The 15,674-nt window shown below is 41.5% G+C and carries 11 protein-coding genes; 8 read left to right on the top strand and 3 right to left on the bottom strand.

What is annotated here, in order from left to right:
* Positions 1 to 11 precede the first annotated feature (11 nt).
* Positions 12 to 1,280, bottom strand: a complete 1,269-nt coding sequence (locus tag AB1Z56_RS12915) for an MFS transporter (RefSeq protein WP_426792244.1) — start codon at positions 1,278 to 1,280, stop codon at positions 12 to 14.
* Positions 1,280 to 2,374, bottom strand: a complete 1,095-nt coding sequence (locus AB1Z56_RS12910) for a zinc-binding dehydrogenase (RefSeq protein WP_426792243.1) — start codon at positions 2,372 to 2,374, stop codon at positions 1,280 to 1,282. Before AB1Z56_RS12910 ends, AB1Z56_RS12915 begins: the two co-directional genes overlap by 1 nt.
* 283 nt (positions 2,375 to 2,657) lie before the next feature.
* Here AB1Z56_RS12910 and AB1Z56_RS12905 point away from each other — a divergent pair, with 283 nt between their 5' ends.
* The 5 genes from AB1Z56_RS12905 to AB1Z56_RS12885 all read left to right on the top strand — a co-directional run bounded on the left by AB1Z56_RS12905 (position 2,658) and on the right by AB1Z56_RS12885 (position 12,292).
* A complete protein-coding gene (locus tag AB1Z56_RS12905; RefSeq protein WP_426792242.1) occupies positions 2,658 to 3,203 on the top strand; it encodes an RNA polymerase sigma factor in 546 nt (181 codons plus the stop codon).
* 50 nt (positions 3,204 to 3,253) lie between these two features.
* Positions 3,254 to 4,354: a FecR family protein gene (locus AB1Z56_RS12900; protein ID WP_426792241.1), complete on the top strand. Its 1,101-nt coding sequence runs from the start codon at positions 3,254 to 3,256 to the stop codon at positions 4,352 to 4,354.
* A 251-nt stretch (positions 4,355 to 4,605) separates the two neighbouring features.
* Positions 4,606 to 7,968: a SusC/RagA family TonB-linked outer membrane protein gene (locus tag AB1Z56_RS12895; protein ID WP_426792240.1), complete on the top strand. Its 3,363-nt coding sequence runs from the start codon at positions 4,606 to 4,608 to the stop codon at positions 7,966 to 7,968.
* A 14-nt stretch (positions 7,969 to 7,982) separates the two neighbouring features.
* Positions 7,983 to 9,797, top strand: a complete 1,815-nt coding sequence (locus tag AB1Z56_RS12890) for a RagB/SusD family nutrient uptake outer membrane protein (protein ID WP_426792239.1) — start codon at positions 7,983 to 7,985, stop codon at positions 9,795 to 9,797.
* Between the two features lie 95 nt (positions 9,798 to 9,892).
* Positions 9,893 to 12,292, top strand: coding sequence for a PQQ-binding-like beta-propeller repeat protein (locus AB1Z56_RS12885; RefSeq protein ID WP_426792238.1), 2,400 nt, complete (start codon positions 9,893 to 9,895; stop codon positions 12,290 to 12,292).
* 160 nt (positions 12,293 to 12,452) lie between these two features.
* Here AB1Z56_RS12885 and AB1Z56_RS12880 read toward each other — a convergent pair whose 3' ends face one another.
* On the bottom strand, positions 12,453 to 12,800 hold the full coding sequence (locus AB1Z56_RS12880; protein ID WP_426792237.1) for a lipocalin-like domain-containing protein: 348 nt from the start codon (positions 12,798 to 12,800) through the stop codon (positions 12,453 to 12,455).
* 432 nt (positions 12,801 to 13,232) lie between these two features.
* Between AB1Z56_RS12880 and AB1Z56_RS12875 the strand changes: the two genes are divergently transcribed.
* The 3 genes from AB1Z56_RS12875 to AB1Z56_RS12865 all read left to right on the top strand — a co-directional run bounded on the left by AB1Z56_RS12875 (position 13,233) and on the right by AB1Z56_RS12865 (position 15,655).
* Positions 13,233 to 14,126, top strand: coding sequence for a sensor histidine kinase (locus AB1Z56_RS12875; RefSeq protein ID WP_426792236.1), 894 nt, complete (start codon positions 13,233 to 13,235; stop codon positions 14,124 to 14,126).
* 243 nt (positions 14,127 to 14,369) lie between these two features.
* Entirely contained in the window at positions 14,370 to 15,488 is a 1,119-nt protein-coding gene (locus AB1Z56_RS12870; RefSeq protein ID WP_426792235.1) for a PepSY-associated TM helix domain-containing protein, read from the top strand.
* Between the two features lie 2 nt (positions 15,489 to 15,490).
* Complete coding sequence (locus tag AB1Z56_RS12865) at positions 15,491 to 15,655, top strand: hypothetical protein (RefSeq protein ID WP_309362922.1); 165 nt, start codon at positions 15,491 to 15,493, stop codon at positions 15,653 to 15,655.
* Positions 15,656 to 15,674: the final 19 nt, after the last annotated feature.

The raw sequence follows: 15,674 nt of genomic DNA, 5'->3' as shown, positions 1-15,674 counted from the left end.
TTTAAGGGTTATTATTGATGATGGTTTGGGGGGGGGACAAAACTAATGATTGTTGCACAAATGGCACATATTAGTGCAACGAAAAGAAATATATTCGCTGTATTGCCTGTGTAATCAATCAGTTTACCAAACAGAGGTTCACCGATAGCTGCAAATACATAAGCAAACATATTCATTACACCAATGCCTGTTCCGACGAGTTTGGTCCCTAGTAGATCTGGACTTAAAGTCCAGAAATTAGCTTGCGGCCCATATACGAAGAAGCCAGAAGTAAACATTAGCATGCCGATCAGAAGGTGATTGTGGATAGGTACCCAATAAATGAGCAGGGCAATAACGCAACTGATAGCCATACCGACGCCTATGGATTTGCTTCTGTTTTTGTTAAAAACGAGATCTGAGATGTATCCGAAAGAAAGAGCGCCTAGAGCCATCCCAATAGGAATAAGCAATGTCAGCCACATGTTGCCCGTAGACTCTTTGTAATTGTTTCCCAAGAAGTGGATCGGAACCCAAAAGATTAAGCCATAACGCGCCATACTTTGAAAACCAATCGCCAGAGAAGCGATCATAAAGTTGCGGTTCTGAAATACGTGCAGATAGGACTGTTTCCAGTCTCCTTGTTTTTCTGATGCTGCAACCTTTTCTTGTGCATCTTCCTGCTCCGCTATTCCTTCTTTTTTTTCAGCAGTATAGCCTTTTTTTTGGGGATCGCTGTATGCGACAAATAAAAAGACCAGTAATGCGCCCGCGAGAAATAAGATGGGGTAGCGAAATAGGGTGCGCCAGCTTTGTTCCTGTTGGACGAGTACCAAGGCCATCAGAAAGGTCAGAACGGAGGAGCTTCCGGCAGCCATGGTATAAAAGCCAAAAGCCTTGCCACGTTCGGAACTGCTCCACCAATTGGAAATAAGCTTACCGCCCGATCCCCAGGCCATGGACTGGAAATAACCATTTAATGTCCAGAGCACTAAAATGGCAGTATAGGAGTTGGCAAAGCTAATAGAGAGGTTGCAAAGAATGGACAGACCGCCACCGGTAATAATCATAATTTTGGGACTCCAGCGATCTGCGAGATTCCCGTTGATGAGCTGGCCTATGGCATAACCCATGAGCATAGCAAAGCTGATCCAGCCGACTTGCTGAAAACTAATGTTAAGTTCTTTGGCAATGCCTCTTGCTGCCCACCCAAAATTGTGTCTGCCTGTGTAAAAGAATAAGTAGCAAAACATTGTGACAAACAGCATTTTCCACTGATCTTTTCTAAACGTTCTTTCCATTATTGCTTTTCCGCTGAAGAGTGAACGAATATACCCGCCCGGATAGGTTTGTGCTGTAAAGCATAGCTTATTGCTTCATTGACTTGTTCCAATGGGAACTCACGTTCTATCAATGTCTCAAAGGGATACTTTTGCCAATTGTCGATAATAAAATCCACTGCAGTGGAAAAATCGCTATAGTTGTAGTTATGCAGCCCTTTAATGGTGAGCATTTTTCGTATAACCTTTTCAGCATCTATTCCAGTTGTCCGTTGTTTAAATACTGCGCCTACGAGTATAGCTTTACCATGAAGCCCCAAGGTATCAATGCCGAGTTCCATAGCTTCGGGCGAACCGCTCATATCGATAAATCTATCGATGGTGAGCGCTTGAAATACGGTGTTTGGATCCACTTCACTTAGGTTGATGGTATCCGTGGCTCCAAATTTTTTGGCTAATTCCAGACGAACAGGGTTGATGTCGGAGGCAATAATCCGGTTGGCTCCTCTTTCCTTACACATGGCAAGACTGACCAAGCCCAATAATCCCATACCTGCGATGTGAACATTTTTCCCACTAATGGTTTCTGCTAGGCGCAGCGCTCCTGCAGAAGTAGCTATAGCACAATTGATCGTGGCCGCTACTCCAAGGGAGAGATCTTTTGGAAGCATACGTATGCAGGTATTTGGCCGTAAGATAATATGAGTTGCCAATCCACCATGCAGATCGTCCTCTTCGGTAACCTGACGATGACCATATTTGTAGAGTTTATCATTTTTTTGAGGTATTTCGGGCTGATAATTGACGCTATTGGGATCGCTTGAGAAAATAGTCCAGGTGATTCGGTCGCCAATATGCAGCTGATTGCCCCGTGCGTCAAGTCCGCTATGACCTGAGGAGATTGCTTCGATGATTCCTACAATTTCATGACCTAAAATAGTAGGGCATGGTTCATTACGCAGGCCACTATAGGTATGGAGATCACTACCACACAGGGTAGTGTACTGTATGTTGACCAAAATTTCGCCATCGCGCAGGGATCGAATCGGTTTATTCATTTTAGTAAGCGCTGTATTGGCACAATCAAATACATAATATATTGCTAGGTTTTCCATTTTAAATAAAAATACATAAGTTTTGTAATACTAAACAAAGTTTATTTATATTGTATTTTTAAGTTGTTAAGTTTTTGTGAAGAATAGGTCAGTTATAGGGTATTAAGCTGGGGTTTTTCACTAGGTAATAATTTGGCTGATTGAGTTGGTATTTATTGATTTGATCGAAGATATTTTTTATTGACCTTGCACGATGTGCAATTTAATGTTATATTAACATCACAATTATACCTTTGTAAAGATCCTTTGGAAATCCGAATAGCGTAAATATAATCAATGAGTCATGAAAGAGCTGTCTGATAAAGATCTGTTTTATCTTGTGAAAGAAAGCAATACACAGGCATTTTCAGTATTGTTTGATCGCTATGCTCATACTTTACTCAGTTTTATTTTAAAACGTACCGGTTCTATTACAGATGCCGAAGATATCCTTCAGGATGTGTTTGCTTCTTTTTGGAATAGACGCGATAAAATTGAAGTTGTGGATTCGATCTATCCTTATCTCTTCAAAGCTGCCAAATATGAAGTAATTGACTGGATGACACGCGACCAAAAACGCATCACACATTTCGAACGCTTGATATTTCCCTTGGAAAATGAACCTGTTGGTGCAAGTAACAGTGATGAGAAATTGATGGTGAAAGAACTGACATTTTTGTTTGACAATGAAATAGCCAAAATGCCTACAACGATGCAGTCTGCCTTTAACCTCAGTCGTGTTGAAGGACTTAGCATCAAAGAAATTGCCTTTCGATTATCCATATCCGAGCAAACGGTAAAGAATAATATCTCCTTGGCTTTGAGTCGTTTGAAACTTAAAGCAAAATAAAAATCATTTTTTTCGGTACCTCTACAGGTTATCTAAGGTTATATTAATATATGACAGAAGATAATCAAAGGGAGCAGGCTCAAAAACTGCTAAAGAAATATCTCAAGGGTGAGTGCAATGCGGATGAAGAACGGCTTGTGACCGAATGGTTCTTTTCATTTGATAACGAACCGATACTGCCAATGGAAGAAAAAGAGGCTGTATTAGGACGTTCCAAAAATGCTTTGCTACACAAATTTGAAGGTGAAATAAATACGATAAAACCTGCTAGGAAGCTATGTACCTGGAAACGGATGGCTATTGCTGCGTCAATTCTCTTTGCATTAACAACAACCGTAATACTGCTGAAACAAAAACCGACAAGCACGCTGCCCCAGCTCGCAGCAATCACTGCGGATACCTCGGGCATGTTTAAAAATGATATTCTTCCGGGGGAGCGTTTTGCCAAGCTTTCCAATGAAACTGGAGCGACCCAGCTATTGAGAAAGGATAATAAGCTTGAAAACGGTACGCTGGCAGAATTTAAAGGAAATCTTACCTTGGAAGTACCTGCAGCGGGTACCTATAGTATTGTACTGAGTGACGGGACAACGGTCTGGTTAAACGCGGCTTCCAAATTGGAATACCCCGATCAATTTGCCGGCAATGAGCGCAAGGTAAAATTGGTTGGTGAAGCCTTTTTTCAGGTTGCTAAAGATGCCAGCAAACCGTTTCGGATTGAAGTCGAAAATTCTGTCATCGAAGTGCTCGGTACCAGTTTTAACGTAAATGCTTACCAGAAAGAAATCAATACGTCGTTGGTGGAAGGTAGAGTCAAAATTATGAGCCAAGGGCATGAAGCGTATCTTACTCCGGGCAATGAAGCGATCGTCAGCGCCGAGAAGATACGTGTACAACCTGCCGATCTCCAAAAGAATACTGCTTGGCAGCGTGGTGAATTTCTGCTGGATGGCAGTAGCTTTGAAGAGATTGTCAGCCAGATTTCCCGCTGGTATAATGTTGATTTTGTGAATGCAGAAGAGATTACGCCAAGCTATCGCTTCCGTGGAACACTTAGTCGGGAATCCAGGCTTTCAGAAGTGCTGAAAATTCTGTCCTACACGACAAATCGAAAGTTTGAGATCGACGGACGTCACATATCCATTCGTTAATACAATTAGTTTTTACAATTAAAATTTATAACATATGATATAACCAGACGAATTAACCAAAAGGTCCAATACAATAAGAAAGGGGATGTTGACGCATCCCCTGTTGTAAAGAGCCAAATTTATTGAAGTACGAATTCTATAGATTATTAAACCCTTAACAATTCAAAGTTATGAAATTTTTTTCTCCATTAATAGCATGGGGGGACCGGAGAAGTCATTCTTATACCCTAAGCATTAAAGTCATATTGACTATGAAGTTGATTTGTGTACTGCTGCTGGCATTTACGATTGGTGCTAGAGCATCAGGATATGCGCAAGAAGTAAATCTATCCTTGAAAAATGCTACAATTGAAGCTGTTCTGAAAGAGATCTCCACGCAGACCAGGCTGCGTCTTTTTTACGACGAACGACTGTTTGAAAATGCTTCGCGCGTGGATATTTCCGTTGCGGGATCTGATGTGAGGGCAGCCTTGGCAAAAACATTGCGCGGACGCAATCTGATTTTCGATATTATGGGTAGTACCATTGTCATCAAAGAAAAAAAACAAACGGATCGTGAGATTTCAGGTGTTGTGAGGGATGCTTCCGGACCAATGGCTGGCGTAAACGTTACTGTATTGGGGGTGCCGGGATTATCGGCACGGACCGATAAGGATGGCCGTTACAGCATACGGGTTCCGGAGAAGGCTATTCTTTTATTTCGCTTTATGGGCTTTAAAGATGCCGAAGTGAATGCCACCGATAAGAAGAACGTCGACGTACTGATGGAAACCGCCGAGTCACACCTCGACGAGGTTATTGTGGTCGGCTACGGTACGCAGAAAAAGATCAATCTTTCGGGAGCTGTGGATCAGATTGGTGAAAAGTTTCTGGAAAGTAGACCCATTACAAATGTGGGTACCGCTCTTCAGGGCGCCATGGCCAATCTTAACATTACACCGACATCGGGAAGAGCAAATAGTTCACCGGGCATTAATGTGCGTGGATATACATCGCTTTCGGGCGGCGGACCACTGATTGTGATTGATGGGGTTCCAGCGACGAACGATGAACTCAACCGCATGAACCCTATGGATATTGCTAGTGTAACGGTGCTGAAAGATGCTGCATCGGCAGCGATCTATGGTAGCCGCGCGGCTTTTGGGGTGGTATTGGTGACCACCAAATCGGGTACAACGAAAGATATTAAGGTGACGGCCAACTCGATTTTTGGAGCCAAGGCAATTACACGCACGGTGGAGATAGAAGATGATCCTTATCAGGTCATGAAGTACAGAAATATTATGTCTGCACCCTGGTACAATCTTTACGATGAGAAAATGCTCGAATATGGAAAACAGCTGAGCGAAAATCCATCGTTACCACGTGTGATTGTCGATCCGCAGAATCCAAATGCATATATCTATTTGGGTTCTACCGATTGGTTTAAGGAAGTTTATAAAGATATTCAGCCTTCATACACGAACAACATCAGTATCGCACAAAAGAATGAACGTTCTTCTTTTTACCTTTCCGGTGAATATTATAGACAAAATGGTATGTTGCGCATCAGTCCAGATACGTATGATCGCTATAATTTCAGGGCAAAAGGCGATTATAAAATTACGGATTGGTTTACCTTGTCCAACAATACTACTTTCACGAACGACAAATATGATCAGCCTTCGGCCATTGACCAGGGCTACCTATATTGGCATAATGTCAACCGCCAGCCTTCCTTAAATACCGTTTACAATCCGGATGGTACCTATACTGAAGCTGGTGTAAACATGATCGGCGCTGTTGCCGAAGGGGGGCGTAGTATAAGCCGTAATAATGATTTTCAGACTAGCTTTGGTGCTAAAATTGACTTCATTAAAAATGTGTGGACCTTAAATGGGGACGCAACCTTTAGACGGATTTCAGGAAAATCGCATTTCTTTCAATTACCGCTGACTTACAGTACGGGGCCTAATGTGATGAATAAGCAAAACTTTAACAGTTATGCCTCCAATGGAAGTTCCGAAACGCGTTATAATGTATACAATATTTACTCGCAATACCAACGCACACTCCAAGATCACTATTTTTCGGTGATGCTGGGTTTCAACCAGGAGGAACGGATCTATGAGTCATTTTCCGCATCCCGGGATCAGTTGATTTCCAATTCGCTGCCGACAATCGGACTTGCGACCGGTCAAACTCCTTCTGTTGGTGCTTCAGATTATGCTTGGTCAGTACGCGGGGCTTTTGCCAGATTGAACTATACCTACAAAGACAAGTATATCCTCGAGTCTAATTTACGCTACGATGGTTCTTCAAGGTTTCCTAAAAAAGATCGATTCGCATTTAATCCTTCGGTATCGGCGGCTTGGGTAGTTTCGCAGGAAAACTTCTTTCAGCCGATTAAGGAAACCGTATCCAATTTTAAACTAAGAGGATCATACGGCTCATTGGCAAACCAGGATCTCAGGGACAATTATTACCCTTATATTGCCAATATGTCCAAAGGTAGCGGTGCCATATTGGATGGTAAGATTGTACCAATTGTGGGCAGTCCGGGTTTAGTGTCGTCGACCCTAACTTGGGAAACTATTACGCAGTCCAATTTTGGGGTGGACATTGGCTTGTTTAAGAATCAGTTTTTTGGCTCGTTTGATATCTATCGTCGCGATACAAAAGATATGCTAACCGCTGGCCGTACCTTGCCGATTGTACTGGGAACTGGTGTGCCACTAGAAAATGCTGCCAACTTAAAAACGAATGGATGGGAGCTGACACTCGGCTATAATAAAGAATTTATGGTGGCGAGTAAGCTATTTTCATTCTCTGCAAGAGTCAATCTAGCGGATAGCAGAGCCTATATAACCAAATACAGCAATCCGAAAAATAACTTAAACGATTATTACGTCGGTCAGGAATTAGGTGAAATGTGGGGGCTGACTACATTGGGTTTCTTCCAGTCGCAAGAAGAGATCAAGGCACATGCTAATCAAAATGATGTCACTTCTTATCCTGGTACACGGGGATTGGAACCGGGTGATCTCAAGTTTGCAGATATCAACGGCGATGGCAAAATAAACCGCGGGGACTGGACCTTAGACAATCACGGCGATTATAAGATCATCGGTAATTCGAGACAGCGTTATAGCTACGGGATAGACTTAAATTCAAGTTGGAATGGAATTGACCTGCGTGTCTTCTTACAGGGGGTTGGAAAACGGAATTATTACCCTCCAGGTGGTGACCATTACTTCTGGGGAATCTATGCGCAGCCTTGGGCGAGTTTGACCAAGTTTAATCTGGACCATTGGACGCCTGAAAATCCAAACGCGTATTTACCAAGGCCAAAATCCTATGTAGCTGAGCAAAGTGGTATCGAACTTGCGGCAACACAAACCAAATATTTACAGAATGCAGGTTATCTGCGGGTTAAAAACGTGACCTTGGGTTATACACTCCCTAAGCTGATCACAGATAAATGGGGGATTGATCGGTTACGTCTATTTGTCAGTGGTGAAAACCTTTTTGAGTTTACGAAACTAATGGATTATCTCGACCCTGAAATTGTTGGCGACCGTACGGCATATCCTTTCCAAAGGACCTACTCGTTTGGCCTAAACTTTAATTTCTAAAATTGACTATTATTATGCAAAATATAAAAAGACAACTAATCAAGATTGGAGCGCTACTGGGGGCTTTGTTCCTCATCACGAGCTGTAACGATGATTTCATGGATAGGTATCCCACCACATCGGTTACACCGGAGGTTTTTTTTAGCAATGTAAACGACTTAAAAACATATTCGGATGGCTTTTATGGAAGTTTGAGTTCACCGATAGCGGATCTTGGAACAGATAACCTCGCACATCATAATTCAGGAAGTACGATTGATGAGATCATGCGTGGTGGGGTGACAGCTCAGAATGCTGCTGTATGGAGCTGGTCTGCCCTGCGAAATATTAATTTCTTCCTCGAAAACGCTGGTCGTGTGAAGGGTGCTAGTGCCATTGATGTGAATCATTATATTGGAATTGCAAGATTCTTCCGTGCACGGTTCTATATCGATAAGGTCAATCAGTATAGTGATGTGCCCTGGTATGGAAAGACCATGGGAACTTCGGATCTTGAATTATTAAACAAGAAGCAAGATAGCCGGGCTCTTGTGGTGGATTCCATTATGGCGGATCTTGAATTTGCTGCTGCCAATATCAAACCTGATGGTCACAAGTCGACAGTAACAAAGTGGGGAGCACTGGCGCAATTGGCGCAGTTCGCTTTACAGGAAGGAACTTTTCGTAAATATCACACCTATCTGAATCTGAGCGGATCGGCTAATACCTTTCTGCAGCGTGCAGTTTCCGCTGCTGAAGAAATAATGAAATCGGCTAAATTTTCGATCAGCAACGCTGGCGGTGTCAATCGTGCCTATCGGGATTTATTTATTAGCCTGAATCTGCAGGCAAATCCCGAAACCATCCTATTTATAGATTATGATAAGGATTTGGGAAGAAGACGTAATGCCCATACCGTATTGGATTACGAATGGGCGCTGAGTCAAACGCTCATGGAAAGTTATCTGATGAAAGATGGAAAGCGTTTTACGCAACAGGCCGATTATAAAACAAAGAATATTGATCAGGTTTTTGTGAACCGCGATCCACGTCTTGAACAGACTTTTATGAAACCTGGATTTCAGGCTGTCAATGCTTCAACGCCACAGCGTCTTAAACCTACTTTAGGGGGATACAATCAGATCAAGTTTTACCCTGAAATAGCGGATATGATTAGCTGGGAAGCTGCTTATACAGATGCCTTTGTATTTCGCTACGCTGAAATCTTATTAATTTTTGCCGAAGCTAAAGCGGAGCTGGGAATCCTCACGAGTCAGGCTGATCTTGACAAATCAATCAACCTCTTGCGGGCCCGTGTAGGTATGCCGGCAATGCAGCTTGGAGAAGCCAATGCCAATGTGGATCCGGTATTACAAGCGTACTACACAAATGTAAAAGGCGGCAATGTCGGACTTATCCTGGAAATCCGTAGAGAAAGACGTGTCGAATTGGCTTGTGAAGGCCAGCGCTACAGAGACGTCTTCCGTTGGGAAGTTGGCGAACGATTGGCTGATCAGCAACAAGGAATGTACGTAAAAGGATTGGGCGCAATGGACGTTACAGGTGATGGTAAAGTGGATATTGCCATACTCGAATCTGCAAAAGATACCGGTCCGATCAAAGATTTGACAGAAGAGGAAAAGAAAAATATTTCCCTCTATTATTTGAAGGATGCCAATGGCAATAATACGTCTATTTATCTTGAAAATGGAAATAGTGGACATATTATGTTTACGGTAGCAAGAGATAAGAAGAAGACCTTTGAAAAACCTAAATATTATTATTATCCAGTTGCCAATAGCCAAATGGTACTGGATGGTAGCAAATTGGTTCAGACGAACTTCTGGTAATTGAAATAATTATTTTTTACAAAGCATAAGGGTAAAGATAGGTTAATCCACTAGCGGAACGATTTTATCTTTGCCCTTTAATTTAGAATATTGACATGAGACAACTTCTACATAAACTTATTCTTCCGTTCTTATTATTGTTGTGCAGTAATGCCATGTTTGCCCAGTATAAGGGCCGTGTCTTCTTGGATGATAATAAGAACAAGAAGATGGATGGAAATGAAAAAGGAATGCAAGATGTTGTAGTATCCGATGGCTATGACGTCGTACCGACCGCTGCTGATGGAAGCTTCAACTTGAAAAAGAGTGGAAATGCAAGATTTCTTTTTGTGCGTATCCCTGCTGGTCATAAAGCGAGCGGTACTCATTACTTAAAGATTGACCCTAAATTAGAAAATTATGATTTTGGCTTAATCAAGGATGAAAAACAGTCTGGCGATAAGCTTCGGTTTATCCAGATTACGGATACAGAAACACCTCTATATGGAGAATGGATTGATAATATACGTAAGTTTTCACAGCAACAACATGCCGCATTGATTATGCACACGGGCGATATCTGCTACGAACCGGGCATGCAGTTTCATGCCCGTCAGATCAATACCGAACTCATGGGGCTTCCAACCTATTATACGGTAGGCAACCATGATCTTGTCAAAGGCGAATATGGGGAGAAGCTATTTGAAGATTTATTTGGCCCCGTTTACTATTCATTTGAGGCCGGACCGGCATATTTTGTGGTAACTCCTATGCCCAGCGGAGACTATGCTCCGAGTTATAATCAGGATCAGGTCATCGCCTGGCTCAAAAAAGACCTTGCTCTGAAAGCGAACGATAAACCACTTGTTTTTATCAATCATGATCTGATTGTTGGTAAAGATTTCGTGATGAAAGGTAAAACAGATTCTATTGATTTAAAACAGTATAATCTAAAAGCCTTTCTTTATGGACATTGGCACAATAACTATAGTTTTGGAAGTAGGAATGGCGTAGCAGTTATATCCACAAATGCACCTAATAAAGGCGGAATAGACAATTCTGTAGCGCAATTCATGGTCATTGATGTAGATAAGAACGGGGTTAGCAAAATAACACCGACTTACCCTTATCTGGCTGAACATATTTCGTTGATTTATCCGCAAAGCAAACAGATGCAGATTTCAAAGACACAAGAAATAGAAATTAGCGCCAGCGTATACCATACCGAAAAAAGTATTCTTTCGGTATATGCTAAACTGTTAAATCAAGAAGGGACTGTACTTAAAACAGCTAAGTTGAATCCGGCAAGCGACTGGAACTGGCGCGGAACTATTGCTGGGAGAAGTCGTCTGAATCAGAAACAAGAAGTCATGCTGGAGGTTAATTACGGCGACGGTACACAGGCATTGAAGAAATTTGCATGGAATAATGAACCTACCCCAGCAAATTTATTAAAGTTGATATGGTCAAAAAATATTGGCGCAAATGTATGGAAAAGTTCACCACTTGTACAGGGTCAACGGATTTATGTTGCCAGTATGGATGATGCCCTTGGCGGTAAAAGTAAAATTCAGGCGTTGACAAAGCAGTCGGGAGAAATCATCTGGACCTTCGGGACTCAAAACTCTGTTAAACAGAAATTAGCCTATTACAATGGCTTAATATTAGCGACTGATATGGGCGGAACAGTTTATGCGATTAATGAAAAGGATGGTAAATTGGTGTGGAAGAAGGATCTCAGGGGGGGACGTCTTCCGGGATATGTGAGTGCTGGTGTTGTTCAAGATGGTATTTATTATACAGGAGCCGGGAACTATCTATCGGCAATAAAAGCCGATGACGGTACCATGGTATGGCAAAATCGTGATTGGAATGGGGGTGAAGGGATGCCCGGGGAACTGCTTGTCATAAATGGATATTTAATTACAGGAGCAAATTGGAATAGCTTGTTCGTTCATGATTGCAAGACTGGAAAACTCCTGTGGAAGAAAAATGAAGATGGCTTGCGGTTTAGAACCGGAGGGGCCGGTGCTGATGCTACCTCTTTTTATGTAGCTGGGTTGAACAATCTTTTTCAACTGGATCAAAAAACAGGAACCGTAATTAATAAGACACAGAGCGAAGATGATTTTAAAGTGATGGCTTCGCCACTCTTAACGGAGAAATTGCTGATCATGCCGACAGCAACAAATGGAATAAAAGCCTTCGATCGTAACAGTTTAGCCGAAAAATGGAATTTTCAGACCGGAGAAGCCCTCATCTATACTTCTGCTTATTCGACTCCTGATCTTCATAAAAAAGTAGGTACTGTTGAGTCGAGTATTCGTTATGCGGCAGGAAAACTATTTTTTGGTGGATCGGATGGTTATTTGTATGTGTTGAATCTGGATGGGACATTGGTGCAAAAAATTAACTTGGGTACGCCGATTTTGGCAGAAGTCACTATTCAAGGAAATGAAATCTATGTCGCGGATTTTGGCGGTAATATTTATTGTTTTAGCATGTCTAAGATCTAAACAGATAAAGCTAAACGCGCCCATCTCCCTATCAACCGAAAAGGAGCAAAAAAGAAACCACATCAATAGTAGTTGATGTGGTTTCTCTCGTAGCTTAATAAAATGGAATTCAGTTTTGACCGATAGGTCTTAGCTCTTTTAAAAGGTGCGAGAAACTGAATTATTCCTCCACTTTTTCATATTCCAACGTACCGGTTTTATCACTGCTGATAACACGTTTCTTCTCATCAAAAGACTCTACCTTAAATTTGATGGAGATGATACTTATTTTAATCGTGAGTGTTTTATTATCATCGGACAGTTTCCACTTTCCGTTGCGGGAATCTCCGTTATGTATACCCTGAAATTTTCCCTCGGGCATAAAAACTTGATAGGTGTCTTTTGGAGTTGAAACGACACCGTTGTTCGTTTGCTTTATAAGTTTCCATTTTCCGATAAGTTCTTTGGCTGTTTGACTGTAACCTACAAAAGAACAGAGCACCAAGATAAGGGTTACTAATGTTTTCATGTTGTTTGATTTTAGGTATTTAGTATTTGACTTAAATGTAGCAAGTATTTTTAATAGTTCGATGGAGAAAATGTTTTTCAAGAGTATTTCGTCCATTAGCTACTTATAGACTATAAAGAATGGATTCAGTTCGTATAGGTGTACGTGATTTTAATGCATCAATAGGTAAAATAGTTAAAACTATTTTACGTCACTATTGTTCAATAATCCAAAGATATATAAGGTATACGTCTATTAGAGGATAGTTTTTTGTAAAGGCTGAGTCGGCATCGACTTAGCCTTTTTTGATGAATTAGCTTCCAGGGTGTCGAGCAGATTTCAACTTGGATGGAAATACCCGTGATTTTTTTTAAGGTAAATTTTTTAATTAGCAAGTGATTGATTAGTTTTGAAATTCCATTAGTCATTATTGTTAATTTATTACCTAAAATTGTGCAAAGCCAAACTATTATTACCTTACTTATTGTTGGAATAGTCATCAGTAAGACGCTTATCGGAGTACTGATCTACTTTTTAATCCGAAAAAACCGCCAGCTAAAAGTAGAGCAGCTCAAATTGACAACTGCCAACAGCATCCTCAGTGATCAGGCTATTCGTATTCATCATTATAATGAAGAATTAAAAATAGCCGAAAGTTTTAAGACTAAAGTCCTTTCTATCGCCTCGCATGATCTCCGGGCTCCGTTTGCTTCGGTTGAAATTTTATTGGCCATCGATGATATTTCTTTGGTCGATAAGGAAGAGCTTAAACTTATCTTTTTAAACTTAAAAGGACAGGTGGCCAGATCGCGAACAATGTTGGAGGAAGTCCTTTTGTGGACAGAATCACAGCTCCGGGATAAGCTTGAAAATACCGAGAACTGTAATATTTGTGATCAGATTAAAGCTGTATTGGGGATCTATTCGCTAGAAATTCAACGTTTCAATATACAGATCTTTAATTCGGTAAATCCAGATTTTTGGGTAGATACCCATAAAGGAATCTTTGCTTTTGTGCTTAGAAATGTGATCAGCAATGCCATTAAATATGGGCGAGTCGGTGGTACCATTGCGCTACAATTGATCGATGATCAACGCGATCGATGGGAACTCATCGTCGCCAATGAAGGGGAAGAACTTTCGTCAGAAGTCCTCCATAACCTAAATTTTGTCAATAGCTGGGATCGCAAGAAAGCTGAAAACAACCAAGGTGCAGGACTGGGAATTTCGCTCTGCAAAGATTTGATCAAGCGGATTGATGGAACTGTAAAGTTCGAGAATACGAATGGCAAGGGGGTATCTGTACGCATTTCGTTTCCGCGGAAAGTTTATCAGGCTGTCTCCTGATAGCAATTAATCTTTTATAAAAAGCCCGGTCATGTATCGGGCTTTTTTTTGGAATAAGAAAAACTCTTTTTGTCATTGCACAAATGTTGAGGTGCCCAATTAGATTGGGTAACTATCGCGGCTTTGTTACAATATAATCTGGCAATCGTGCTGTTTTCTGCTTTGAAATAAGTGGTTTGGTATAAATGTTTATTTTTATTATTTAGATTGATTAAAAATAATACATTTGCAAAAAAACTACCGATGAAACTGAAGGCTGCTAAACGTTGGTTCAACTGGCACAAATGGACAAGTCTAATTTGTACCATTTTTCTTCTCTATCTCTGCATCACGGGGCTACCGTTGATCTTTCATGAAGAGATCGAACATTTATTAGAGGGAAATAAAGAAGCTGTGACCACAGAACATAAATTGAGTCTGGATAAGCTGGCAGAAATTGCGGCATCCAGGTATCCTGGAGAACAGGTGCGGTATGCGTTCTGGGATGAAAATGAAAAGAATAAGGTGCTTTTTGATGTCGTGGACAAACCTGATGCGCCTTATGAAAAAAGTAAGTATCTGGTCCTCAATGAATATACAGGTGAGGTGCTTGGGGCTCCCAAGACCGATGGCCTGATGAATATTATCCTTAAACTGCATACCGATATGTTTTTGGGTATACCCGGCAAATTGTTCCTCGGTTTGATGGGGATATTATTTATGATTTCTATTGTCTCCGGGATTGTGCTTTATGGACCCATTATGAAAAAGTATGATTTTGGAATGGTACGGAAGAATCGATCCAAAAGACTGCAGTGGTTGGATACACACAATTTATTGGGTATCGCTTTAACAGCATGGATGGTGGTGGTTGGTTTTACAGGCATCATCAATACGCTCTCTGATGTGATCCTCGGTCTCTGGCAGCAGGGGCAGCTGGCCGAAATGACTGCACCTTATAAAAATCAAGAGCCGCTGAGGGGCAATTATAGTTCATTGGAGCAGGCAAAGTTAGCGGCTGAAAACAAAGTGAAAGACATGAAAGCTGCGGTCATAGCCTATCCAGGTACACCTTTTACCAGCAAGCATCATTATGCTGTATTTATGCGCGGCAACACGGAGCTGACATCGAAGTTGCTCAAGCCAGTTCTGATTGATGCGAAAACCGGATTAGTAACCGATAGCCGGGAAATGCCCTGGTATGTCAATACGCTTTTCCTTTCCGAACCGCTGCATTTTGGAAATTATGGCGGTCCGGTTCTTAAAATTGTTTGGGCTGTGTTTGATATTTTCACCATTCTCGTTCTGGTAACGGGACTCTACCTATGGATTGCCCGGCGACGTGCAGAAAAACAGCAGCTATTTATCGCAAAAGAATATTAACCATGAAAAATATCTTCCTAAAACTTTGGGGCATGCCTATGCTATTGGCGGCTTTATCACTATTTGGGCTAATTGCTGCATTATTGGGCGATGGTCTATGGGACTATTTGGGCTGGCTCGCGCTTTCTGTTCCGCTCTTTCTCGTGATTCGACACTATTACAAATAACTACAAATAAATTATCATA

Source organism: Sphingobacterium sp. WOUb80, from assembly GCF_050058145.1.
GTDB lineage: Bacteria > Bacteroidota > Bacteroidia > Sphingobacteriales > Sphingobacteriaceae > Sphingobacterium.
The sequence above is the reverse complement of the archived record's forward strand: the minus strand, read 5'-3'. Positions and strand labels throughout refer to the sequence as shown.

Coding starts and splice junctions, on each gene's coding strand:
- AB1Z56_RS12895 (WP_426792240.1), top strand. CDS start 4,606: ATGAAGTTGATTTGTGTACTGCTGCTGGCATTTACGATTGGTGCTAGA.
- AB1Z56_RS12870 (WP_426792235.1), top strand. CDS start 14,370: ATGAAACTGAAGGCTGCTAAACGTTGGTTCAACTGGCACAAATGGACA.
- AB1Z56_RS12885 (WP_426792238.1), top strand. CDS start 9,893: ATGAGACAACTTCTACATAAACTTATTCTTCCGTTCTTATTATTGTTG.
- AB1Z56_RS12905 (WP_426792242.1), top strand. CDS start 2,658: ATGAAAGAGCTGTCTGATAAAGATCTGTTTTATCTTGTGAAAGAAAGC.
- AB1Z56_RS12880 (WP_426792237.1), bottom strand. CDS start 12,800: ATGAAAACATTAGTAACCCTTATCTTGGTGCTCTGTTCTTTTGTAGGT.
- AB1Z56_RS12865 (WP_309362922.1), top strand. CDS start 15,491: ATGAAAAATATCTTCCTAAAACTTTGGGGCATGCCTATGCTATTGGCG.
- AB1Z56_RS12900 (WP_426792241.1), top strand. CDS start 3,254: ATGACAGAAGATAATCAAAGGGAGCAGGCTCAAAAACTGCTAAAGAAA.
- AB1Z56_RS12890 (WP_426792239.1), top strand. CDS start 7,983: ATGCAAAATATAAAAAGACAACTAATCAAGATTGGAGCGCTACTGGGG.
- AB1Z56_RS12910 (WP_426792243.1), bottom strand. CDS start 2,374: ATGGAAAACCTAGCAATATATTATGTATTTGATTGTGCCAATACAGCG.
- AB1Z56_RS12915 (WP_426792244.1), bottom strand. CDS start 1,280: ATGGAAAGAACGTTTAGAAAAGATCAGTGGAAAATGCTGTTTGTCACA.